At 67.4% G+C, this 24,021-nt stretch carries 21 protein-coding genes and 1 riboswitch; of the genes, 1 reads left to right on the top strand and 20 read right to left on the bottom strand.

Annotation, left to right across the window (positions count from 1 at the left end):
* A partial coding sequence (locus J1M43_RS06440; RefSeq protein ID WP_206476311.1) for a hypothetical protein occupies positions 1 to 200 on the bottom strand: 200 nt, incomplete at its 3' end.
* 401 nt (positions 201 to 601) lie between these two features.
* On the opposite strand from J1M43_RS06440, the gene J1M43_RS06435 reads away from it, so the two are divergent.
* On the top strand, positions 602 to 1,849 hold the full coding sequence (locus tag J1M43_RS06435; RefSeq protein WP_234001201.1) for a CoA transferase: 1,248 nt from the start codon (positions 602 to 604) through the stop codon (positions 1,847 to 1,849).
* Here the strand turns inward: J1M43_RS06435 and J1M43_RS06430 are convergent.
* The 19 genes from J1M43_RS06430 to J1M43_RS06340 all read right to left on the bottom strand — a co-directional run bounded on the left by J1M43_RS06430 (position 1,776) and on the right by J1M43_RS06340 (position 23,971).
* Positions 1,776 to 2,585, bottom strand: a complete 810-nt coding sequence (locus J1M43_RS06430) for a DUF4184 family protein (RefSeq protein ID WP_033106905.1) — start codon at positions 2,583 to 2,585, stop codon at positions 1,776 to 1,778. The genes J1M43_RS06435 and J1M43_RS06430 overlap by 74 nt on opposite strands.
* A gap of 44 nt (positions 2,586 to 2,629) precedes the next feature.
* Positions 2,630 to 3,931, bottom strand: coding sequence for a tyrosine--tRNA ligase (tyrS, locus tag J1M43_RS06425; RefSeq protein ID WP_033106904.1), 1,302 nt, complete (start codon positions 3,929 to 3,931; stop codon positions 2,630 to 2,632).
* Positions 3,932 to 4,019: 88 nt separating this feature from the next.
* Positions 4,020 to 5,183, bottom strand: coding sequence for an ATP-binding protein (locus J1M43_RS06420; protein ID WP_206476310.1), 1,164 nt, complete (start codon positions 5,181 to 5,183; stop codon positions 4,020 to 4,022).
* Between the two features lie 105 nt (positions 5,184 to 5,288).
* The gene (gene argH / locus J1M43_RS06415; protein WP_206476309.1) at positions 5,289 to 6,719 is read right to left on the bottom strand and encodes an argininosuccinate lyase; all 1,431 of its coding nucleotides are present in this window, start codon (positions 6,717 to 6,719) and stop codon (positions 5,289 to 5,291) included.
* 34 nt (positions 6,720 to 6,753) lie between these two features.
* Entirely contained in the window at positions 6,754 to 7,875 is a 1,122-nt protein-coding gene (locus tag J1M43_RS06410) for a heparan-alpha-glucosaminide N-acetyltransferase domain-containing protein (protein WP_206476308.1), read from the bottom strand.
* Positions 7,876 to 7,878: 3 nt separating this feature from the next.
* Complete coding sequence (gene argF / locus J1M43_RS06405) at positions 7,879 to 8,802, bottom strand: ornithine carbamoyltransferase (protein ID WP_033106899.1); 924 nt, start codon at positions 8,800 to 8,802, stop codon at positions 7,879 to 7,881.
* On the bottom strand, positions 8,799 to 10,016 hold the full coding sequence (locus J1M43_RS06400) for an acetylornithine transaminase (protein ID WP_206476307.1): 1,218 nt from the start codon (positions 10,014 to 10,016) through the stop codon (positions 8,799 to 8,801). Before J1M43_RS06400 ends, argF begins: the two co-directional genes overlap by 4 nt.
* Entirely contained in the window at positions 10,013 to 10,930 is a 918-nt protein-coding gene (argB, locus tag J1M43_RS06395; protein ID WP_033106897.1) for an acetylglutamate kinase, read from the bottom strand. The genes J1M43_RS06400 and argB overlap by 4 nt, the downstream gene beginning before the upstream one ends.
* Positions 10,927 to 12,084, bottom strand: coding sequence for a bifunctional glutamate N-acetyltransferase/amino-acid acetyltransferase ArgJ (argJ, locus tag J1M43_RS06390; protein ID WP_033106896.1), 1,158 nt, complete (start codon positions 12,082 to 12,084; stop codon positions 10,927 to 10,929). The genes argB and argJ overlap by 4 nt, the downstream gene beginning before the upstream one ends.
* Positions 12,081 to 13,124 carry an N-acetyl-gamma-glutamyl-phosphate reductase gene (gene argC / locus J1M43_RS06385; RefSeq protein ID WP_206476306.1) on the bottom strand — a complete coding sequence of 348 codons (1,044 nt, stop codon included), beginning with the start codon at positions 13,122 to 13,124 and terminating at the stop codon, positions 12,081 to 12,083. The genes argJ and argC overlap by 4 nt, the downstream gene beginning before the upstream one ends.
* Before the next feature lie 371 nt (positions 13,125 to 13,495).
* Positions 13,496 to 15,709 (bottom strand): bifunctional hydroxymethylpyrimidine kinase/phosphomethylpyrimidine kinase, encoded by a 2,214-nt coding sequence (locus J1M43_RS06380; protein WP_206476305.1) that lies wholly within the window; start codon positions 15,707 to 15,709, stop codon positions 13,496 to 13,498.
* Positions 15,706 to 16,575 carry a hydroxyethylthiazole kinase gene (gene thiM, locus J1M43_RS06375; protein WP_206476304.1) on the bottom strand — a complete coding sequence of 290 codons (870 nt, stop codon included), beginning with the start codon at positions 16,573 to 16,575 and terminating at the stop codon, positions 15,706 to 15,708. Before thiM ends, J1M43_RS06380 begins: the two co-directional genes overlap by 4 nt.
* Positions 16,567 to 16,661, bottom strand: a riboswitch (TPP riboswitch). Its footprint overlaps the gene before it by 9 nt.
* A gap of 26 nt (positions 16,662 to 16,687) precedes the next feature.
* Complete coding sequence (locus tag J1M43_RS06370; RefSeq protein ID WP_206476303.1) at positions 16,688 to 16,996, bottom strand: hypothetical protein; 309 nt, start codon at positions 16,994 to 16,996, stop codon at positions 16,688 to 16,690.
* A 112-nt stretch (positions 16,997 to 17,108) separates the two neighbouring features.
* Positions 17,109 to 17,255 (bottom strand): pyridoxine 5'-phosphate oxidase C-terminal domain-containing protein, encoded by a 147-nt coding sequence (locus tag J1M43_RS06365; protein ID WP_307823286.1) that lies wholly within the window; start codon positions 17,253 to 17,255, stop codon positions 17,109 to 17,111.
* Between the two features lie 149 nt (positions 17,256 to 17,404).
* Entirely contained in the window at positions 17,405 to 18,661 is a 1,257-nt protein-coding gene (locus J1M43_RS06360) for an HNH endonuclease signature motif containing protein (protein WP_206476302.1), read from the bottom strand.
* 133 nt (positions 18,662 to 18,794) lie between these two features.
* The gene (pheT, locus tag J1M43_RS06355; protein ID WP_033106893.1) at positions 18,795 to 21,329 is read right to left on the bottom strand and encodes a phenylalanine--tRNA ligase subunit beta; all 2,535 of its coding nucleotides are present in this window, start codon (positions 21,327 to 21,329) and stop codon (positions 18,795 to 18,797) included.
* Positions 21,329 to 22,369: a phenylalanine--tRNA ligase subunit alpha gene (pheS, locus tag J1M43_RS06350; RefSeq protein WP_033106892.1), complete on the bottom strand. Its 1,041-nt coding sequence runs from the start codon at positions 22,367 to 22,369 to the stop codon at positions 21,329 to 21,331. Before pheS ends, pheT begins: the two co-directional genes overlap by 1 nt.
* 37 nt (positions 22,370 to 22,406) lie before the next feature.
* Positions 22,407 to 23,327: an amino acid ABC transporter permease gene (locus J1M43_RS06345; protein ID WP_033106985.1), complete on the bottom strand. Its 921-nt coding sequence runs from the start codon at positions 23,325 to 23,327 to the stop codon at positions 22,407 to 22,409.
* Positions 23,324 to 23,971: an amino acid ABC transporter permease gene (locus tag J1M43_RS06340; RefSeq protein ID WP_033106891.1), complete on the bottom strand. Its 648-nt coding sequence runs from the start codon at positions 23,969 to 23,971 to the stop codon at positions 23,324 to 23,326. The genes J1M43_RS06345 and J1M43_RS06340 overlap by 4 nt, the downstream gene beginning before the upstream one ends.
* Positions 23,972 to 24,021: the final 50 nt, after the last annotated feature.

Raw genomic sequence — 24,021 nt, 5'->3', positions numbered from 1 at the left:
CCTGAGCCAGGATCAAACTCTCCGTAAAAGAAAAAAACCACAACCACCGGAATAAGGTGAATCGCAGCGAGTTTGAACTGACCAAAGAAATGAATCAAACTGACTTCATTAAAAATGCCAACCCCCGGAAGGGCTGGTCTTTGATCCAAAGGAATTCTCACCAGTCCGAAGACCGACGAGGATAAATTGGCATTTGACAAGTGCACGCTGTTGAGTTCTCAAGGATCGGACGCTCCCCCGACCCAACCATCACAGTCAGGCCCGAAGGGCAACTTCTCAATCTTACCCCGTGGCATCCGTTTGTCAAATCGGCGATCCGAGCGAACTCGGTCACGATCTGCGGAGCCACAGAGCATCCCCGCACAACATCTCACCGAGGTGATCTTCTGTGTTGGGAGGTGTTCAACCGCTTGAGGGGAGCTGGGCCTTGGCCCTTGCTCAACCCTGTGGGGCGAACACGTAATAACTTACGTGGGATGCGGGGTACGGGCAAATCACTGGGCCATCCCGGGCGTGTCGCCGACTCGCGGCGGAAGCATCATGCCCGATCAACTCGGCTTTCTGCTCGTAGGGCGCATCCCTGGCGTACGATCGCGACCAGATGAACGCATCCTCACCCCTCCCCTCTCGACTCGCCACCGCCGATCTCGCCCTGGCGAGTGTGAGCTCGGTGATGAGCGCGGCCGACATGTCCGGGAAGGTCGACCCCGACCGGATCGCGATCGCATTCCGCAGCGACCGACTGCTGCGTGTCGACGGCGAGGCCCCGTCCGTGTGGTCGCCGTTCTCCGGGTTCTGGCGAGGCGGTGACGGATGGCTGCGCACGCACGGCAACTATCCCCATCACGCGAGAGCACTGTGCCGCGGGCTCGGTATGCCGGCGGATACGGGGGCGGATGAGCTCCGCTCACTGTTCGGCGCAGCATCCGTTCAAGAGTCCGTCGATCGCATCGTCGCTGCGGGAGGTCTGGCCGTCGCCGTCCGTCGTGAGAATCCCGACCACGATGCGGTGCTGCGCGAGCGCCCGCTCGTCGAGGTCACGCGCATCGGCGGCGGTGAGCCTTCGAAGCCTCAGGCATCACGCGACAGGGCTGCGCCGTTGCGCGGCATCCGCGTGCTCGACCTGACACGCGTGATCGCCGGCCCGGTCTGCACCCGCACACTCGCTCTCCTCGGCGCCGACGTGCTGCGTATCGATCCTCCGAATCTTCCCGAACCGGAGTGGCAGCACTTCGACACCGGGCACGGCAAGCGCAGCACTCTGCTGGATGCTCGATCGCCGCAGATGCCCGCGCTGCTCTCGAAAGCCGATGTCGTCGTGCTCGGCTACCGCCCTGCCGCGCTCGAACGCCTCGGCCTCTCTCCCGCGGTTCTCGCCGAACTGCATCCCGGCCTGATCATCGCGCAGCTGAGTGCCTGGGGCCTTGACCACCCCGACCGCGCCGGATTCGACTCATTGGTGCAGGCGGAGTCCGGGATCGCGATGATCGAATCCCCGGACGGCGAGCGGCCTGGAGCGCTTCCCGCACAGGCCCTCGATCACAGCGCCGGCTACCTGCTGGCCGCGGCGATCTGCGAGACACTGGCGCGACGAGAGCGCGAGGGCGGCACGTGGCACATCTCCACCTCGCTGCGGCGGGTGGCCGCGGAGCTGCTCGGGATGCCGCGCCGCGATGAGCCGCAACCGGAACGCGAGATCGATCCCGCCATTCACAGCCAGCAGTTCACGATCAGCGGACGCTCGGTCGCCACGGCAGCGCCGGCCCTGCCCGGATTCAGCTTCGAGGCGCCGCATGCATGGGGCGGCGACCGCCCACGATGGCGGTCACCACGCACAGCGCGAGAGTGAGCATCGCCCAGATCCCGCACGCTGAGGGCAGAGTGCGATACGCCAGATGCTGCAGCGTGAACTGCGCGGTGAACGGACCGTACGTCAGGTAGCCGATCACCCACGCGGCGACGAGGAGCACCGGAAGCGACATCGACCACACCACACGCACCCAGCCCGGCAGCACGCGATCGCGATCGGAATGCACAGCGCTTCGACGCAGCCACAGCGCCGCCCAGATGCCGATGACGACCAGTCCGACGATGCTCGAACCGTGCTGCAGCCACTTGAAACCCCGCAGCGGGCCCCACTGCTCAGCCAGCGCAGGGAACACATCGAGCCCGTCACGGCCTTCATGCGTGAAGGCGTCCCACAGGATGTGCGAGATGACGCCGAGCAGCAACGACACGATGAGCAGCGGAATGTACGACCGCCGCTGCCCGAATCCGACAGCCTCGGTCGCGGCATCCGCCGCCGGCTCCTCCCACTCGCTCGGGAGTCGACGCGCCAACCACGACGGTGACAACTCGGATGCCGCCGGCCGCAGCACCACACGCCAGATCAAGAACAGCCCGAAGGCGAGCACCATCGTCCAGAGCAGGTTCGCGTAGGTGTGCGTGAACGCGTACGTGAGGCCGAACCCTCGGAGGAACAGCGGCAGATCAGGCGACATGGCGCCGATCGCGATCGCCGCCGGGACCAGCGGTGTGCGGATGAACGGCAGGGCGAGCACCGCATGACTGGCCGTGAACGGCATCGTCCTCCTTCGCGGTCGTCCCCTGTCTCAGGAGCGACGGGTGATCAGCCGATGAAGACGCCGGCGAGTGTCTTCTTGCCGCGACGCAGCACCGACACCCCTCCGGGCAGAGTGCCCTCCACGACGGCGGTGTCGTCCTCTATGCGTGCACCGTCGAGCGTCACGCCGCCCTGGGCGATCGCCCGGCGCGCCTCGGAGAGGCTCGCGACGAGTCCGGTCGCCACGAGCGCGTCGACCACCGGCGCACCGGCCGCGACCGTCGCGTTCGGAAGCTCCTCGAGCGCAGAGCGCAGCGTCGCCGCGTCCAGCGCGGTCAAGTCACCCTGGCCGAAGAGCGCTTCGGATGCCGCGATGACCGCTGCCGTCGCCTCGATCCCGTGCACGGTCGCGACGACTTCGAGCGCCAGGCGCTTCTGCGCGGCGCGACGGAACGGCTCGCTCTCCACCAGCTGCGCGTATTCGTCGATCTCGGCGCGCGTGAGGAACGTGAAGATCTTCAAGCGCTCGATCACGTCGGCATCCGCCGTGCTGAGCCAGAACTGGTAGAACGCGTACGGGCTGGTGAGCGCCGCATCGATCCAGATCGCGTTGCCCTCGCTCTTGCCGAACTTGGTGCCGTCGCTGTTGGTGATGAGCGGCGTGCCGATCGCGTGGACCGACACGCCCTCGACGCGGTGGATGAGGTCGGTGCCGCTGGTGAGGTTGCCCCACTGATCGCTTCCGCCGGTCTGCAGCACGCAGCCGTATTGACGGTAGAGCTCGAGGAAATCGATGCCCTGCAGGATCTGGTAGCTGAACTCGGTGTAGCTGATTCCGGCATCGGAGTTGAGGCGCGCGGCGACGGCGTCCTTCTTGAGCATGGTGCCGACGCGGTAGTGCTTGCCGATCTCCCGCAGGAAGTCGATCGCCGACATCGGCGCCGTCCATTCGAGGTTGTTGACCATGCGCGCGGCGTTCTCGCCCTCGAAGCTCAGGTAGCGCTCGACCTGGGCGCGCAGGCGACCCACCCACTCCGCGACCGTCTCCGGAGTGTTCAGCGTGCGCTCTGCCGTGGGCCGCGGGTCGCCGATGAGACCGGTCGAACCGCCGACGAGGCCGAGTGGCTTGTGCCCTGCGAGCTGAAGTCGCCGCAGCACCAGCAGCTGAACGAGGTGGCCGAGGTGCAGGCTCGGAGCCGTGGGGTCGAATCCGCAGTAATACGTGATCGGGTCTCCGGCGAGAAGGGCGCGCAGCGCCTCCTGGTCGGTGGACACGTGGACGAGGCCGCGCCACACGAGTTCGTCCCACACGTTCTCGAACGTGTGATCGATCGCGGGTTCAGCAGTCGTCAGAGCAGGATTCGACACGCGTCTCAGGCTATCAGCGCAGCAGCGCCCGCCTCGTCAGCGCGGGGTCGTCGGCGCGGGTCGTCGGCGGGGTCGTCAGCGCGGGTCGTCAGCGCGGGTCGTCTTCGAGCTCGCGGATGTAGCCGGCGAAGCCGGGGACCGGGATCGTGACGCGCCCGTGCCCTTCGGAGCGGATGAGGCCCTTCGCGATCAGGCGGGCACGCACCGACGACAGGCTGCGAGAGGACACATCGAGCACGTCGGCGAGACCGCCGCGTTCTGCCGCGTCGCCGCGCTCCTGCAGCCAGGCGACCGCGACGAGGAACCGGCGCTGATTCGCCGTGGTGTTCGCCCAGCGTGCGGCGAACAGGTTCCGGAGGTCACGGTCGACGCTGGATCGTGCGGTCTTCACATGACGCGGGGTGATCGTGCCACCGGCATCCGGTCGCCCGGCCGCGACCCACGACGCATCGCCGTAGAGCTGCACCGCGTATGGGTAGCCTGCTGCGAGCTCAGCGGCGAGACCGAGTGCGCCGGGTTCCCACGTCACGTTCAACTCGGACGCCGGATCGCGCAGGGCTGCGACCTGGGCGCCGACCGACAGCATCTCGAGCGGACGGTATGCGAATCGCTCACTGAAGGTGACGGCATCCGCGATCTGCTCCGGGGCGTTGGGCAGACCTGCCGCATAGACCGCGGCGGGGATGTCGGATGCCTCGGCCTGCAGATGCTGCCAGGCGTAGGCGAGCGTGCGGATGCCGTCGGCATCCGCCGACTGCACCTCGTCGATGAACAGGATCAGGGCCTTCACGCGCCGCCGATCGTCGGTGGTCGCACGGATGAGCTTCTCCAGCGCCCTGGCACCGACCGCCTCAGGAGTCGGCGTCTTCGTCCTCGCGCTGACTGATGCGATCCCCGGCACCCCCACGGTCACGGTGAGCGCATCGAGGTTTTCGCGGATCGACGCCGCTGTCGCATGTGGCCACGAATCCGTCGCCTCGCGGATACCTTCGACGATCTGCGCGATCAGTCCGCTCTGCTCCCCCGCCGTGACCCAGATGCAGAGCACGTCGCGTTCCTCGGCGAGGCGCTGGTATGCGCGCAGCAGAGAGGTCTTGCCGATGCCCCGCTCACCGAAGGCGACGTGGATGCGTCCGATCAGACGCTGCAGGTCGACCAGCAGGGAGAGCCTCTCGGTGAACTCGTCGATCAGCTCGCCTCGTCCGGGGACGGCGCGGGCTATCTCGCCCGGGGTGTACGGACTCGGCTGCATCGGTCCTCCATCGGTGCGAGATACTCAGAGATACTTCGCGCCAAGTATCTCAATGTATCCGCACTGCGTCAACGCCCGATATGTGAGGTTCCCCGGTGGGAGCGCTCAGAGCCCGAGCGCATGCGCCGCGGTCTGAGCGCGGGCGATCAGCTCCGCCCGCTGCTCTGCGACGCGGATCGGGGCAGTGCCGCCGGCACCCGTGCGGGACGCGACGGATCCCTCGATGCTCAGGACCTCGCGCACCTCTGGCGCGAGGTGAGGCGAGACCTGCGCGAGCAGTTCGTCCGAGGCGTCTTCGAGGCCGATCCCCTGCGACTCGCACGCTTTCACGAGCGCACCGGAGATCTCGTGCGCGTCGCGGAAGGGCACGCGCTGCTTGACGAGCCACTCTGCGACGTCGGTCGCGAGAGAGAATCCCTGCGGCGCGAGCTCGGCCATCCGCGCGGTGTCGAATGCGAGGGTCGCGACCATCCCGGCGAAGGCCGGCAGCAGCACTTCGAGGGTGTTCACCGAATCGAAGACCGGTTCCTTGTCCTCCTGCAGGTCGCGGTTGTACGCGATCGGGAGTCCCTTGAGCGTGGCCAGCAGTCCCGACAGATTGCCGATCAGACGACCGGACTTGCCGCGAGCGAGCTCGGCGATGTCAGGATTCTTCTTCTGCGGCATGATGCTCGACCCGGTCGACCAGCTGTCGTGCAGGGTGACGAAGCCGAACTCGCGTGTGTTCCAGAGGATGATCTCCTCAGCGAAACGCGAGATGTCCACGCCCGTCATAGCCGTGATGAACGCGAACTCGGCCACGACGTCGCGCGCGGCGGTGCCGTCGAGGGAGTTCTCCGCCGGGCGGTCGAGCCCCAGTTCGCGGGCGACCAGCTCGGGGTCGAGGCCGAGGGTGGATCCGGCCAGCGCTCCCCCGCCGTAGGGCGAGGCACCGGCACGGACACGCCAGTCGACCAGGCGTTCGAGCTCGCGGACGAGCGGCCAGGCGTGGGCCTGGAGGTGGTGCGCGAGCAGCACCGGCTGCGCGTGTTGGAGGTGGGTACGCCCGGGAAGGATCGCTTCCGGGTGCGCCTCGGCCTGTGCCACGAGAGCGTCGATGACGCGCAGGATGTCGCGGGCGATGACCTTGGCATGATCGATCAGGTACATGCGCACCAGAGTGGCGATCTGATCGTTCCGGCTGCGACCGGCGCGCAGGCGCCCGCCGAGTTCAGGGCCGAGCTCGGCGATCAGCGCCTGCTCGAGCGCGCCATGCACGTCTTCATCGCCGGGTGCGGGGCGCAGGGAGCCGTCGGCGACGCGGAGCGCGATCGCGTCGAGTCCGGCGTGCATCTGCTGCTCCTCGTCCGGCTCGAGGTAGCCCGCCGCGGCGAGCGCCTTGGCGTGCGCGTGGGATCCGGCGATGTCGTACGGCGCGAGGATCCAGTCGAAGTGCGTCGAGCGGCTGAGCTCGGCGAGTTCGGGCGACGGTCCGCTTGCGAATCGTGCGCCCCAGAGTGCGCCCTCGTTCGTGCCGTCGTGCTTCGCGTCGCTCATGATTCCAGCCTACTGGCGCAGGACAGTGGCCCCTTCAGCGCGTCGTACCAGGGCCGACCGCACGCGTCGCCCGTTCGAGGAGCCATTCCAGTGGGCCGCGGCCGATGAGCAGCGCCCAGGCCGTGCATCCGATGAGCATGCCGATCGTCATCGGCCAGAACGGTTCGAGCGCGATGAACCCCAAGTAGTCCGTGGTGTCGCCGACCGTGATCAGCGCGACGACAGCCCACACGAGCAGCTGTACGGCATAGGCCGTCAGCGGCAGCGCCCCGGTCGCGCGCAACGGCAGCGTCAGCATCCGCAGCACGCCCATGCGCGTCAGCAGCAGACAGGCCGCCAGCACGGCGATCGCGAATCCACCGGAGCCGACGGCCTCGAGCGCGCCGGACGAATGCGGATCCGCGGTCCACACCTCTTCCCAATAGGTGCCCTCAGCCGGTGCCGGCAGCTCGGCGAGCTGGTAGCCGACGGTCGCGAGCACGACTCCGACCACCAGCATCCGCCATTGGACCACGAGCCGCGTCACCCCGGCTCGAGCGACGCCGAGACCCGCGAGCACGAACGCGATCCACACGGTGAACGGGTATTGCCATCCGATCATGGCGTTCAGCTCGTCGCGGAACGGAGCCTCCCAGACCGGGAGCGCCTCGAAAACAGGCTGCAGGAACGGCATGACGACAGCGAGGCCCGCTGCTGTCCACAGCACGGTGCTCGCGCGCAGCCGTGTGAACGGCAGCGCCAGCAGGAACAGGATCGCGTAGGCGGGCAGGATGACGTATACCGGAACCCCGGTGAAGATCAGCAGGATGCCGAGAATCAGCAGCAGCAACGCGCGCAGCACCAGCTTCCACCGGGTCCACGTCATTCGCGCGTCCGGAAACGGTATGGTTCCGCCGGTGACGAGACCGATGGAGACGCCGGCCAGCGTGGCGAACAGGATCGACGATCGTCCGTCGACGACGGCCGTCCACGTGGCGGGCTCGGTCCAGACGAAGCGGTCGGCTGTCAGCAGCAGGTGCGCGGCGAACATGCCGACCACCGCGAGACCCCGGGCGAGGTCGACGCCCGCGATGCGTGACGGCCCGTTCAGCCGGCGCCAGTTGGCGCGCACGCGTTCCTTCCAACGGATCGGGGAACGCGTGCGCAGACTCGACATGACTCAGCTCTGGCGGAGCAGCCAGACCAGGAGCGCCTTCTGGGCGTGCAGGCGGTTCTCCGCCTCATCCCAGACGACGCTCTGGGGGCCGTCGATGACCTCGGGGTCCACCTCGTACCCACGGTCGGCTGGCAGGCAGTGGATGAAGATCGCCTCTGGGTCGGCGAGACTCATGGTCTCGCCGGTGACCTTGTACCCGCCGAGGTCGCGGATGCGCGCGATCTTCTCCTCCTCCTTGCCCATCGACACCCAGGTGTCGGTGACGACGACGTCGGCACCTGCCGCAGCCTCGACAGGGTCGGTGTAGAGGGTGATCGATCCGCCGGTCTCTGCGGCACGGCGGTCTGCTGCCTCGATGACATCGGCGCGAGGTGCGTAGGACTCCGGCGAGGCCATGCGCACGTGCATGCCCGCGGTGACACCGGCGAGCGCGTAGGAGTGCGCCATGTTGCTCTGCGCGTCGCCGAGGAACGTCAGCGTGAGCCCCTTCAGATCTCCCTTGTGCTCACGGATCGTGAGCAGGTCGGCGAGCAGCTGGCAGGGGTGGAAGTCATCGGACAGCGCGTTGATGACCGGCACGCGGGTGTCCCTCGCCATCTCTTCGAGCCCGGACTGGGCATACGTGCGCCAGACGATCGCCGCGACCTGACGCTCCAGCACACGCGCGGTGTCGGAGGGGGTCTCCTTGCCGCCGAGCTGGCTGTTCGCGGTCGAGATGATCAGCGGCGAGCCGCCGAGGTCTGCGATGCCCACAGCGAACGAGACCCGCGTGCGGGTGGAGGACTTGTCGAATATCACCGCGACGGTCTGCGGACCGGCGAGCGACTTGTCGGCCCAGCGATCCTTCTTCAGCTCGACGGCGAGATCGAGGATCTCGGCCTGTTCGGCTGGAGAGAGGTCGTCGTCGCGCAGCAGGTGGCGGGTCATACGTTGGCCTTTTCTGTTTCGGATGCTGCCAGCTCCACCCGCACGTCGGCGAGGGCGGTGGCGAACAGCGTCTGGAATTCTTCGATCTCGGCGTCGCCGATGTTCAGGGCGGGCGCGATGCGCACCGTGTCGGGGTTCGCGGCATTCACGATGAGTCCGCGCTTCTGCGCGGCGGTGACGACCTTGCCGGCGACCGGAGCTGTCAGAACGACGCCGATGAGCAGTCCGCGTCCGCGGACGCCGCTGACGAGCGGTGACCCGATGCCTTCGATCACGGTGCGCAACTGCGCCCCGCGAGCGGCTGCGTTCTCCACCAGACCTGCGCTCTCGATCTCGCCGAGCACGGCGTTCGCGACGGCGGTGCCCAACGGGTTGCCGCCGAAGGTCGATCCGTGCGATCCGGGCGTGAACAGTGAGCTCGCCGCGCCGAACGTGACGAGGGCGCCGATCGGGAAGCCCCCGCCGATGCCCTTCGCGAGAGTGATCGCGTCGGGAGTGATGCCCTCGTGGTTGAAGCCGAACCACGAGCCGGTGCGGCCTGCCCCGGTCTGGATCTCATCGACGATGAGCAGCGCGCCGTGCCTCAGTGTGAGCGAGCGCGCAGCCGCGAGATATCCCTCCGGAAGCTCGACGACGCCGGCCTCACCCTGGATGGGCTCGACGAAGACCGCGGCCACGCGGTCGTCGAGAGCTGCTTCCAGCGCCTCGATCGTGGCGGGGATGTGCTCGACGCCACCCGGCATCGGCTCGAAGGGCGCCCGCATCGCCGCCTTCGCAGTGATGGCGAGAGAGCCCATCGTGCGTCCGTGGAACGCGTTCTCCAGCGCGATGATGCGCGGCCGCTCTGCACCGCCGTGCAGGCGGGCGAGCTTGAAGGCGGCTTCGTTGGCCTCGGCTCCGGAGTTCGAGAAGTACACGCGGCCATCGATGCCGGCGCCGGCCAGACGCTTCAGTCGAGCGGCGAGCTCGAGCTGCGGAGGCGTGGCGAAGTAGTTCGAGACATGCGCGAGGGTCGCGGCCTGCTTCGAGATCGCGTCGACGAACACGGGATGCGCATGGCCCAGTGAGGTCACGGCGATGCCGCCGAGGAAGTCGAGGTGGCGCTTGCCCTGGTCGTCCCAGAGGTAGGAGCCCTCGCCGCGTGTGAGTAGCGCGAACCGCTCGCCGGCGTTGAGCACCAGATCCCGTGCTGCGTCTTCCTGCCAGACGGTCATGCCGTCACCCCTGATTCTCCGAGTACCACTTCAGTTCCGATTCCCTTGCTGGTGAACAGTTCGACGAGCACCGAGTGCGGCACGCGTCCGTCGATGATGGCTGCCGCGTCCACTCCGCCCTCTACGGCGTCGAGGCACGCGCGCATCTTCGGGATCATCCCCGATTCCAGCGACGGCAGCATCTCGGTGAGCTGTGCGGACGTGAGGTGCGAGACGAGCGACTCGCGGTTGGGCCAGTCGGCGTAGAGCCCTGGCACGTCGGTGAGGACGACGAGTTTGCGAGCGTTCAACGCGACCGCGAGGGCGGATGCCGCGGCATCCGCGTTCACGTTGAGCGACTGACCCGGGTGATCCAGGTCGGGCGCGATGCTGGAGATCACCGGGATGCGTCCGGCTGCCAGGTGATCGAGCACGGCCGTGGGGTCGACCTCGACGACGTCGCCGACGCGTCCGAGGTCGATGTTCTCCCCATCGATCACCACGCCGCGGCGTCGGCCGCCGAACAGCCCGGCGTCCTCACCACTCAGCCCGGTCGCGATGGGTCCGTGCGAGTTGATCTTCGCGACGAGCTGCGGGTTCACCTGGCCGGTGAGCACCATGCGCACCACGCTGATCGCCTCGGTGTTGGTGACGCGGTAGCCGCCCTTGAACTCGCTGGGGATCGCGAGACGATCGAGCATGTTCGAGATCTGCGGCCCTCCGCCATGCACGACGACCGGCTGCACGCCGACGTAGCGGAGGTAGGCGATGTCCTGCGCGAACGCCTCCTGTAGTTCGTCCGACACCATGGCGTTGCCGCCGTATTTGACGACGACGATCTGATCACGGAACTTCTTCAGCCACGGCAGCGACTCGATCAGCGTCGTCGCCTTGACCGCTGCGATCTCGGCGGGCGTGTCCTGGATGTCGGTCATGAGGCGTACGCGCTGTTCTCGTGCACGTAGTCGTGCGTGAGGTCGTTCGTGCGGATGGTCGCCTCGGCCTCGCCCACCTGCAGATCGATGAGCAGATCTGTTGCGCGCGGAGTGAGATCGACCTCTTCCCTCGGCCGGTCGGGGCCACCCTCGGAGCACACCCGGACGCCGTTCATCCAGACGTCGACGTTGTACGGGTCGAACTGCGCGCTCGTGGTCCCGATCGCCGCCAGCACGCGGCCCCAGTTCGCGTCGTTGCCGAAGATCGCGGCCTTGAAGAGGTTGTTGCGGGCGACCGAGCGGCCGACCTCCACAGCCTCCTGCTCGGACGCGGCGTTCGTGACGCGGATCGTGATGTCGTGGCTCGCGCCCTCGGCGTCGCCCTGCAGTTTGAGCGCGAGTTCATCGCTGAGCTCGGTCAGCGCGGCCGCGAAGTCGTCGATGTCGGGCCGGATGCCGCTGGCGCCGTTGGCGAGGAGCGTCACCTGGTCGTTGGTCGACATGCAGCCGTCGGAGTCGAGCCGGTCGAATGTCTGCCCCGTCGCGCGGCGCAGCGCGGTGTCGGCGTCGAGCGCGTCGAGGTCGGCGTCGGTCGTGATCACGACGAGCATGGTCGCGAGCCCCGGTGCCAGCATCCCGGCGCCTTTGGCCATGCCGCCGATCGTCCAACCGTCGCGTGAGACGACTGCGGTCTTCATGACGGTGTCGGTGGTCATGATGGCCTGCGCTGCGGCGTCTCCGCCGTCGGCGGCGAGTTCACTGATCGCCTGCTCCGTTCCGGCGAGCACCTTGGCGCGGAACGCCTCGTCTCCCGTGCCGATCAGTCCGGTCGAGCACACCAGGATGTCTCCGGCGCTGACGTCGAGCAGCTCGGCGGCCTTCTCGGCAGTCTGGTGCGTGGTCTGGAATCCGAACGACCCGGTGAAGCAGTTCGCTCCACCCGAGTTGAGGACCACTGCCTCGACGGTGCGGTCGAGGATGACCTGTTGCGACCAGATGATGGGGTTCGCCTTCGCGCGGTTGCTGGTGAAGACGGCCGCGCCGATCTTGCGCGGGCCGCGGTTGACGACGACGGCGACATCGGGCTTGCCGGTGGACTTGAGGCCGGCTGCGACGCCTGCCGCTTCGAATCCCTGCGGTGCGGTGACGCTCATGGCGCGACTCCGTTCAGTGACAGCGCCCGGTCCTCAGGGAGTCCGAGCGCGAGGTTCATGGACTGGATGGCGGCTCCCGCCGTGCCTTTGACGAGGTTGTCAACGGCGGTGACGACCGTGACGCGACCGGCGGCACGATCGATGGCGAGTCCGATCAGAGCGGTGTTCGCGCCGATGACGTCTGCGGTGCGAGGGAACTGCCCCTCTGGCAGGAGCTGCACGAAGGTCTCGTCACCGTACGCGTTCTCCCACGCCGCGCGGATCTCGGCATCTGTGACGCCGTCGACGATCGGCGCCGTCGAGGTGGCGAGGATGCCGCGCGCCATCGGCACGAGGACGGGGGTGAACGAGATGCGCACGTCGTCCGCGCCCGCCGCGAGCAGCGCCTGCCGGATCTCCGGGATGTGCCGATGCGTGCCGCCGACGGCGTAGGGGTTGGCGCTGCCGAGGATCTCGCTCGCGAGAAGATTCGTCTTGAGGCTCTTGCCCGCCCCGGACGGACCGACCGCCAGCACAGCGACGATGTCGCTCGGGTCGATCACTCCCGCGGCGACGCCGGGTGCGAGGCTGAGGCTCACGGTCGAGGCGTTGCATCCAGGGGCGGCGATGCGCGTCGCGCGGCGAAGAACTTCGCGCTGCTTGCCGTCGTCGACCGGGAGTTCCGGCACGCCGTACGCCCATGGCTCATGGAAGTCGCCGCCGTAGAACGCATCCCACGATTCGCGGGAGGTAAGGCGGTGGTCGGCGCCCGCGTCGATCACGAGCGGGACTTCGCCCAGAGCATCCGTGTACTGGCCGGACTGGCCGTGCGGCAGCGCGAGGAAGACGATGTCGTGACCCGCGAGGATCTCGGGGGTGGTGTCCTGCAGCGTGAGGTGCGCGAGCGAGCGCAGGTGCGGCTGGTGCTGGATCAGCGGCTGGCCGGCATTGGAATGCGCGGTGACGGTGCGGATCTCGATGTCCGGGTGGCCGGCGAGCAGGCGCAGGATCTCGCCTCCCGCATAGCCGGATGCGCCGGAGACGGCGACGGAATACGTCATGTTTCTACCTTAACGGTCTGGACCTCTCGGTCCCTGAGCTTGTCGAAGGGCAGAGGCGGCGACACCGGTGCTCGACCCTCTCGTCGGCATTCGACGTTCGGGGAGCACGGGGTCGCCTAGAGTCGGCGGCCGCTCGTCAGGCTCAGAGACCGGCGGCTACGGCGTCGGCGCACCACGGTGACGCTCGGGGCGAGCGTCGAAGAGGCGGATGCAGCCGAAGGCATGTGGTGACAGTAGCGTCGTGGCGGTGCGATGCGCAAATCGACCGGTCGCTACAGCGCCTCGATCAGGAACGGGACTGGGTGCTCTCGCCGTGCAGGCCGGACACCCACGCCGTCCCGCCGAGAATGAGCACGTCAGTCATGTGCCCATCACGCCATCTTCGGCTCCCGTGCGGACGATGATCTGCTCAAAGCGGATGCGCGTCGGATGATGCTCGATCGGTCATGCTCGAGCGGTTCCGCGAAGAAGGCGAGCTCGTGCTGTGCGGAGGCTTCGAACGCACGCAGCATCCGCCCTCGGCCGGCAGCATCGGATGCCGCCGCCGCTGACGCGACGTACTCGATCGCCTGCCGCGTGGCCTCGGCGAACGACTCGTCCGCATACGTGTGCAACCACGACGCATACGGATGCGCCGGCGACCGAGCGTACTCGCCGAAACGGCCGTCACCCAGCCGCGTTCCGAGATCGGTGTACAGCCAGAAGCACGGCAGCAGCGCGGCGATCAGCTGCGCGTAGTCGCCGGCGTACGCCGTGGATCGGAGGTGGTCCAGGTACGCGGTCGTCGTGGTGGACGGCGCCGCCGAGAAGGTTTCATCGCTGACGCCGCCACCCGGTGTGAGCCACTGCGCGTGCAGCTCCAGTTCCCCGACGATCGAGCCGTGCGCGGAGTTCGCCCAGAACGCCTGCTCCGCCGCTGTCGGAGCGAGCCGTGCCGCGTCAGCGAGCACACGTGCGTACCCGCTGAGGTAGAGGGCATCCTGCTCGAGGTAGTGGATGAACGCACCCCGGTCGAGCGTTCCGTCGGCAAGCGCGCGGATGAACGGCAGTTCGTCGATACCCGCGCGGGTCGATGCGATGTGCTCCCACCACTGCGTCACGACCTCGTCGCTCGTGGGAGAGGTGTCGAGGCCGCCGCGTGCGCGGAGCCCGGCGAAATGATCGATCGGACCGTGGCCGAGGCCGACCTGCAGCGCCGTACCGGCGCGCAAGGACTCCCGCAGCCACTCCCGTGCCGCGGTCACAGCCTCGGGCCACTCCTTCCCCAACGCGCGCTGAGTGGCGAGGGCGGACGACAGCGAGCAGCCTGTGCCGTGCGTCGCATCCGTGTCTATCCGCATGCCGGCGAACTCCTGAACGGTGGCCCTCGCCGCGTCCACGAACGCATCGGGCGATTGATCGCCGCCGAGATGGCCTCCCTTGACGAGCACGGCCGCGCCGAGGTCGGCGGACAGACGCTCCGCGTCCACGATCGCTGCCGACCAGTCGGCTGCGACCGTCGCGCCCGCCAGCACGGCGAGTTCGAGGAGGTTGGGAGTGACCAGGTCGGCGCGCATGAGCAGATCGCGCAAGGCTTCCTCGGCGTCCGCCTCGAGCAGGCGGTCTCCGCTCGTCGCGACCATCACCGGATCGACGACGACGATCGGCGGGTGTACGTCGTCGAGCCAGGCGATGACGGTGCGGATTACTTCCGCATCCGCGAGCATCCCGATCTTCACGGCATCGATGTCGATGTCGTCGGCCAGTGCGTCGAGCTGTTCACGCAGGAAGTCGGCGGGAGGCACATGCACCGCCAGGACCTCTTGCGTGTTCTGCACAGTGAGCGCCGTGATCGCGGCCATCCCGTAGCCGCCGTTCGCGCCGATGGACTTCAGGTCGGCCTGGATGCCCGCACCGCCGGACGGGTCGCTTCCCGCGATGCTGAGGACACGGGGAATGGATGCCGCACCCCTCCAGCGGCGGCGGAACGCACGCGCCGCCGCTCTCGGATCATCCGCAGCGCAGAGGGCGGAGACCACAGCGAGCCCTGCTGCTCCGGCGTCGCGGAGTGCGTCGACGTCATCGATCCCGACACCGCCGATGGCGACGCAGGGGAACTCGCTGCGCTCTGCGAATGCGCGGAACCCCTCGATCCCCAGAGTCTCCGGGTGATCGGGCTTGGTGCTGGTCGGCCGGATCACTCCCACGCCGAGATGGTCGATCGTTCCTGCAGGAAGTGCGCGCACGGCGTCGAGGTGCGCTGCGGTGTTCGCGGTCAGGCCGATGATCGCAGCGGGTCCGAGCAGTTCCCTCGCGCGTTGGACCGAGACGTCGGACTGACCCAGGTGGACGCCGTCGACGCGGGCGCCTCGAGCACGTGCGTCGAGTGCCGCATCCAACCGGTCGTTCACGACGAGCGCTGCTCGCCCGGCGATGACATCGGACAGCTCGATGAGCTGTTCGACGATCTGCGCGTCGGTCGCGGTCTTGTCGCGCAGCTGGACGATGCTCACGCCCCCGGCGACTGCTTCGCGAACGACCTCGACGACTCCTCGCTCGCCGCACAGCACGGGGTCCGTGACGAGGTACAGCGACAGATCGATCATGAGGCGACCTCGGTCACGTGCGCACCGGCATCTGCGACGCGCGCGGCACCTGAGAGGTCTGCGGGTGTCGTGGCTGCGAGTTCATCGAGGAACGCGACCGCGAAACTGCCGGGCCCTGTGGATCGCGCAGCGGCGCGCTCTGCGGCGACCGTGTAAAACAGGGTCGCCGCTGTGACGGCGGTGAGCGGCGAGATCCGACGCCCGTGCGCTGCGCCCAGGAATGCGGCCATGACCGCGCCGAGCGCACAGCCGCCGCCGGTGACGCGGGTGAGCAGCTCGTCGCCGTTCGCGACGCGGTACGTGCGCTCCCCGTCGGTGATGAGGTCGACCGGGCCCGACACAGCGACGACGCTGCCGTAGCGGGTCGCGAGCAGAAGGGCAGCTTCTGCCGCAGCATCCGGCGAATCCGTCGCGTCCACTCCGCGACCGCCCGCGCTCAGGCCCGCGAGTGCCAGGATCTCCGACGCGTTCCCCCTGATCGCGGTCGGGCGCTGCTCGACCAGGCTCTGCGCGTGCGCGGTGCGCACCGGCAGCGCGCCGATCGCCACCGGATCGAGCACCCACGGTGTTCCCGCGGCAGTCGCGCCTGCGGCTGCCTCGAGGCCGGCAGCACGCTGCTCAGGTGTGGGGGTGCCGAGGTTGATGAGCACACCGGTCGCGATGCCGGCGAAGAGCTCGGATTCGCCGACGATGTCGACCATCGCCGGTGCCGCGCCGACGGCGAGCAGAACGTTGGCGGTGAAGCCGGTGACGACGGCGTTGGTGATGCAATGGGTGAGCGGTGGTGCCTCACGCACCAGCTCGAGCAGTCGCATCGCGTCGGCGACTACGGGGAGGGCGGACGGTGGGCACAGAAGATCGCTCATGGGCGACATCCCTTCGCTAGTACGAACTAGATCAGGTTCGACGGGTGTGTTCTCAGCCGCTCGGCGCGGCACCCCGTGTCACTGCTCGAAGTCTAGCGATGGTGCGAGAGAGTCAGCGCGGCAGGTCGGAGAGTTGCGGGATCGACCACTCCGCGTTCTCGAGGTTCACGCACCAGCCTGCGAACGCCCAGTCCGCACCGGAAGCCTCACTCCAGAACAGCCAGACCGACCAGGGCGTGCCGGCCGCCAACCATGCCACCAGTCCCCGCTCATCATCGCGCACGACGCGCATCGGCGCGATGTTCGACGCATCCCCCGTCTGCCAGTTCGGCTTGCGGCAATGCCAATCGATCTGGCTTCCGGGACGCAGGAACGGTCCGATGCCGAGGCCTCTGGCTGCTCGCCGCCCGCCCTGATGCACAGCCAGCGCAGTTGCTCGGCGCTGTCCGGACGAGCACGCCACGTGCGCCAGACGTTCTGACCGACGCGGACCACCGAGCCCGGTGCACCGATCTGTGTCACCTGGTAGTCGCTCATGCCGTACTCGCTCCGTCCGCTTCGCCGTCGGTCACCGTGTGCGACCAGTTCTCGCCCTCGCGAAAGTACACGATCCAGGTGTGCCGACGATCGACCGCCCCGCACCAGAATTCGACCCTCGTCGGGATGAGGCGCCACAACACCCAGTCCCCCGGTGCGATGCCCTCGCGAGCAGAGGCCGAGCACGCAGCCAGGTGGATACCGATTCGGAGGCCATGCTCTCATCCTGGCTGGCCATGAGGAGCGACGCCAACGGACACGCGAGTGAACCGGCCAGCGCGCTCAGCAGGGTTCAGAACGGTGGTTCGGTGGTGGGGGCGTGAGGTGTCGGCTTGCTTTCATGCCCGGTCGATGTGATGACCTGGACTGAATTATCCGGCCGGCTGCGGTAGATCGCTCGCGTGAGATGTCGATGCACGTGGTCGCGTGGACACAGCGGCCGGAGCTCGTTGATGTCGGTCTTGCCGCCGCTCGCCCATGGGGTCTTGTGGTCGATGTCGGCGTCTTGAGCGAGGCGGTTGCAGCCGTCTCTGGCGCAGGTGCCGTGTTGCAGGATGAGCCATTCGCGTTGCGCTTGAGTGGCGCGGCGGGAGCGGCGGTCCATGTCCACCACGACGCTGCGGATCGGGTCGATGATCACCCGGCGAAACGCCTTCGCATCGAGGAACAGCTGCTTCGCGGTGAGCGGGTCGATCGGGCCATGACCGACGAGCTCGGCCGCAAGGAGTTCGACGGGAATGGTGACGAAGATCTTCGTCTTGACTGCCTTGTCGGTACCGATACCGCGCAACCACTCGGAGCACAGGTCGGCGCGGATCTGGTCGCGCGTGCGGCACTCGTCCGGATGCTTCTGCAGATGCTTGGCCGCGGACGTCAGACGGCGTTTCGCGGCGATCGCCTCGATCGTCGGGATGTACGCCATGAACCAGCTCATGCCGTCCTCATCCTCGTGGACGACGACGCGGCGTTCGCGCACCTTCCGGCCGTGACGCTCGGCCGCGCCGACCGGGTCGAGCCGATCGACCAGAGTGCGCAACCGGCGAGCGAAGGCCGCCGGCGGACACGACAGCGCCCACTCCGACGCCGCCTGATCGATCAACCGCATCGCCTCACGCTCGAGATCGAGCTCTTCCTCCGATGCACCGAAATCGGCCCGCACCCGTGCCAGAGCGCCGACGGTGCGACCGACGAGATACATCGACACGAACCCGTCCCTGGCCTGCTGCCACAGCAACGGAAGATGCGCCATCGCCTGCTCTGCCGTGAACAGCACACCACGCACGTACTCCTCCGAGCACCGCAGCCGCAACGCGATATCGAACACCGCCGCACGCACCGCCTGATCCACGGCATCCTTATCCGTCGTGTGGTGCACATACACCTCGGGATTGCGACGCGCCAACGCGACAGCATCCGCAATCCTCACCGACCGCCGCGCCTCATACCGATTCAGATCGACATCCGCACACTGCAGATCATCCAACGCAGACTCCACGAAGAACGCGGCATCACGAGGCCGGTCATCCACATCGTCGAACCAAGGTTCCATGTGTTCAGTTTAGTTGATACATTCGATCCTTACAAGAGCTTTCTCGTAGTTTTATCGAAGATATGATCCAGAACCAGATACAGAACGCCGGCATCCCGAAAGAGACACCGGCGTTCCGAACGATACTCGGACGCTACTCGCGCAAGGTCGCCCCGAAGCGCTCAGCCGCGACAGCCACGCCGGCGAGCTTCGCCTCCGTCGCCTCGGCCGCAGTCAGCGTACGATCCTCGGCGCGAAAACGCAGCGCGAACGTCAGGCTCTTCTCGCCCTCAGTGATGCCCTCACCGCGGTAGTCGTCGACCAGTCGCAGCGACTCCAGCAGTTCGCCGGCACCTTCGACGAGAGCAGCGCGCAGCTCGTCCGCCGTCACCGAGTCTGGAACGACCAACGACACATCCTGCGTCGCGGCCGGGTACGTCGACAGCGACGCGGCGACGACGCGGTTTCCCGCCAGCGACAGGACGCCGTCCAGATCGAGCTCCAGCACCACAGCGCGACCGGGCAGATCAGCGTCGGCTGCGACATCCGGGTGCAGTTCGCCGACGTAGCCGACCTCGACGCCATCGACGCTCAGCACTCCGGTGCGTCCAGGGTGCAGCGCCGCGCGCTGTCCCTGCGCCACGACGATCTCGACTCCGGATGCGACCGCGATGACGCGCACAGCATCCAGAGCATCCGTCAGCCCTACGGCCTCCGCTGCGCGTCCGGGCTGGCGGACCGTCGCGTTGCCGGTGAAGAGCGCGGCGACATGGCGGTGCTGCGGCGGGATCGAGGCGTTGAGCTCGGCGAGAGTCTCGTCCGAGGGTCGCTGACCCAGCGGCGGCACCTCATCCGTGCCGTACACGACGCCCGGTTCCGGCAGGAACACGGCTCCGGTCTCGAAGATCGCGAGGTCGGTGAGTCCGCGCGCGATGTTGCGGTGCGCGATCTGCAGCAGACCGGGGATCAGCGAGCGGCGCAGGAACGGCGCCTGCCCGTCGAGCGGATTCGCGAGCTTGATGCTCGGAAGGTGCTCCCCCGACGCCGAACCGTGCAGATCGTTATGCGCCTCGGTGGTGAACGGGAAGGCGGGCGTCTCGACGAGCCCGGCAGCGGCCAGCGCGTTCGCGACGCGACGGCGCCCCTGCTGCAGCGCGGTGAGCCCGCGCCCGGATGGCGGCGTCGGCAGCACGGAAGGGATGCGGTCCAGCCCGTGGATACGGGCGACCTCCTCCGCCAGCGTCCACTTGTCGGTGAGATCGGGACGCCAGCTCGGCGGGATGACCTGCCAGCCGTTCGAGGTCTCGGTGACCTCCGCGCCGATCGTCTCGAGCGCGTCGACGATCTCCTGATCCGTGTAGTCGACACCGATGAGACCGGGGACGAACTCGGCGGACAGCGCGATGCCTGCGATCTCGACGTCGGAGAACAGTGCTCCGCCCACCTCGTCGATAAGGCCGCCTGCGAGCTCGACCATGAGGTCTGCCACACGTCGCGCTGCGGCGAACGGCACCAGCGGGTCGACCCCGCGCTCGAAACGCTTGGATGCCTCGCTGGGCAGCTTGTGCCGACGCGCGCTGCGGGCGATCGAGATCGGATCGAAGATCGCGGCCTCGATGAGCACGTTGCGCGTCTCATCGCCCATCTCTGTCGTGCCGCCACCCATGACGCCGGCGAGGCCGATCGGACCGGAGTCATCGGTGATGAGCAGATCTTCGACGTGGAGCGTGCGCTCCTGACCGTCGAGCGTCTTCATCTTCTCGCCGTGCTGTGCGCGACGAACCGTGATGCCGCCGGAGAGCTTGTCGAGGTCGTACCCGTGGATCGGGTTGCCCAACTCGAGCATCACGTAGTTGGTGATGTCGATGAGCACGCCCAGCGAGCGGATGCCGGCGAGCGAAAGCCGCGCGACCATCCACGGCGGCGTCGGACGGGAGGGGTCGACATCGCGCACGACGCGCACGACGAATTCCTGCACGGCAGGATTCTCGCGCAACGGCTCCGCATCGACGGTGATCGGGAATCCGGTACCGGGTTCCACCTCGGACCACTCGTGCTCCGCAGGGTCGCGGAAGTCTGCGCCGGTAGCGTGCGCGTACTCGCGGGCCACGCCGCGGATCGAGAAGGCATACCCGCGGTCGGGGGTGACGTTGATCTCGACGGCGACGTCATCAAGGCCCAGCAGGGCGATCGCATCCGCACCGACCGGCGCGTCGATGCCGAGCGAGGACAGGATCAGGATGCCGTCGTGCTCATCGCCCAGGCCGAGCTCACGCGCCGACGCGATCATGCCGTCGGACACATGACCATAGGTCTTGCGCGCGGCGATCGGGAACGGGCCTGGCAGCACAGCACCCGGCAGCGTCACCACGACCTTGTCTCCGACGGCGAAGTTGCTCGCGCCGCAGACGATGCCTCGAATGTCTCGATCGCCGCTGGCGGCGATCTCGGTCCCTGACCCTGTCGAAGTGCCGACATCGACCTGGCACCAGCGGATCGTCTTGCCGTTGGACTGCGGTTCGGCCTCGAAGGACAGCACCTGCCCGACGACGACAGGACCGGAGATCTCGAAGCGGTGGATCTCCTCTTCTTCGAAACCGACGGTCACCAACGACTCGAGGATGTCCTCTGCCGTGGCATCCGGCGCCACATCGACGTACTCACGCAACCACGAAAGCGGGACGCGCATCACACCACCATCCCGAACTGCTCACTGAAGCGCACATCGCCCTCTGCCATGTCGCGCATGTCCTGCACGTCGCTGCGGAACATCAGCCCGCGCTCGATTCCCATCCCGAAGGCGAAGCCGCTGTACACGTCGGGATCGATGCCCGCCGCGCGCAGCACGTTCGGGTTGATCATGCCGCATCCGCCCCACTCGATCCAACGCGCGCCGCCCTTGAAGGTCGGGTGCCACAGGTCGAGTTCGGCTGAAGGCTCGGTGAATGGGAAGTAGTTGGTACGGAAGCGCGTCTTGGCCTCGGGGCCGAAGAGGAGCTTCGCGAAGTGGTCGAGGGTGCCTTTGAGGTGCGCCATCGTGATGCCCTTGTCGACGACGAGGCCCTCGAACTGGGTGAACACCGGCAGGTGCGTGGCGTCGAACTCGTCAGTTCGGTACACGCGCCCTGGGCACAGCACATAGATCGGCACGTCGCGGTCGAGCATCGAGCGCACCTGCACGGGACTCGTGTGCGTGCGCATGACCAGGTGGCGATCGACGGGATCGACGAAGAATGTGTCCTGCATCTGACGCGCGGGGTGATCGACGTCGAAGTTCAGCGCGTCGAAGTTGAACCATTCGTGCTCGAGTTCAGGGCCTTCGGCGATCTCCCACCCCATGCCGACGAAGATGTCGGAGACGTCGTCCTGGAGCTGCGAGAGCGGATGCCGAGCACCGACGCGCGTACGAGAGGACACGGCCGTGATGTCGACACGCTCAGCCTCGAGTCGCGCTGCGGTCTCGGCCTCGGCGAGCTCGGCCTCACGCGCGGCGAGTGCCTTGGTGACCTGGCCGCGGCCCTGTCCGACGAGCTTGCCGAATGCGGCCTTGTGCTCGGGCGCGACCTGGCGCATCGACGCGTTCAGGACTGCCAGCGGCGATCCTTCGGCGACGTGCGCGGTTCGCGCGGCTTTCAGCTCTGCGGTATCGGCAGCGGCACCGATCGCCTCGAGCGCGGCGGCGACGGCGGATTCCACCGCCTCGGGCGTGATTTCTGGAGCGTCTGACACGAGACACGAGTCTACCGGCGCGCGGCTCCCTCTCCCGTCAGGCTCCGGGCCCCGTGCTCGTCCCGTCGAACTTTCCGGCGCCCTTCTGCGCCACGATGATCTCGGTGTCAGTGCCCTCGTGCATCACCGCCGCATTGTCAGCGGCGAGCGCCTGCAGCTTCGGCGAGTGGCGGGTGCGGATCTCGAGGTACTTCGCGATGCCGGACAGGATGAGACACATCACGATGTAGATGCCGCCGATGATGAACGCCGACTGCAGGATCGGTCGTCCCTGCTGCGAGCTGAGCAGTTTCGCGTAGTACAGCAGCTCGGGGTAGGTGATGATGAATCCGAGCGCGGTGTCCTTCATCGTCACCACGAGCTGAGCGACGATCACGGGGAGCATGGCTCTGATCGCCTGCGGCAGCAGAATCAGTTGCATGACCCCTGCCTTGCGCAGCCCGATGGCGTAGCCGGCCTCTTTCTGCCCTCGAGGCAGTGACTCGACACCGGCACGCAACACCTCGGCGAGCACGGAGCCGTTGTACATCATGAGCGCGAGAACGACCGCCCAGTAGGGATCCATCTTCACCCCGAGGGTGGGGAGGCCGTAGTACAGCAGCATCATGAAGACGAGGACAGGGACGGCACGGAAGAACTCGGTGATCACGGTCACAGGGATCCGCACCCAGGCATGTTCGGACATGCGGCCGATCGCCAGCACGAAGCCGAGCACGAGACTCAGCACCGCGGCCAGCGCGAACGCGGCGAGCGTGTTGCCGAGCGCCTCGAGAATCTGGCCCCATACCGCGGAGAAGGTGAAGATGTACCAGCGCGATGCGTCGAACTGGCCGGACTCCCAGAACCGGTAGCCGATGAACGCGATGACGGCGAGAACCACGGCGACCGTGAGGACTCCGATCAGGCGATTGCGGAGAACGGCCTTGGGCCCGGGGACGTCAAAAAGGACGGAAGTCATCGCGCGATCCTCCATTTGTTCTCGAGATATCGCTGCAGCCAGCTGAGCAGCATGACGAGGGCGACGAAGATCACGGCGACCCAGAGAAGGACCACGAGGGCGTTCTCACCGCGCTCGCTGAGATAGGAGCGGATCGCGCCGAGCTCGAGAACCGAGAATCCGGCAGCGACCGTCGTGTTCTTGAGCAGTGCGATGAACACGCTCACCATGGGCGGGACCACCGAACGGAACGCCTGCGGCAGGACGACGAGCGTCATCACCTGTCCGAATGGGAGGCCGATCGCGCGCGCGGCTTCGGCTTGACCGACCGGGACCGTGTTGATGCCGGCCCGCAGGACCTCGGCGACGTAGGTGGCCGTGTAGATGCCGATGGCCAGGATCCCGAGGATGACGGGGCTGAGCCGTGGAAGGCCGAGTTGCGGGTATCCGAAGATGAAGAAGAAGAAGACCAGCGTAAGCGGGGTGTTCCTGACGAGGTTGACGTAGAGCGTCCCCACTCCGCGTGCGATCGGGACCGGAGATACACGCGCAGCCCCGATGATCACACCGATCACGAGGGCGAGTACGCCTCCGCCAAAGAAAATCAGCAGCGTGTTGCTGATCGCCTCTCCCCATAGGTCGAGGTTCCCGAAGATGACGTCCACGCCGCCTCCCCTTCTGAAGATTGAGAGGGGGCGGCCCTACTGGACCGCCC

This window comes from Microbacterium sp. KRD172 (genome assembly GCF_017168295.1).
GTDB classification, from domain to species: domain Bacteria; phylum Actinomycetota; class Actinomycetes; order Actinomycetales; family Microbacteriaceae; genus Microbacterium; species Microbacterium profundi.
This window is presented reverse-complemented; position numbering and strand designations above follow the sequence as displayed.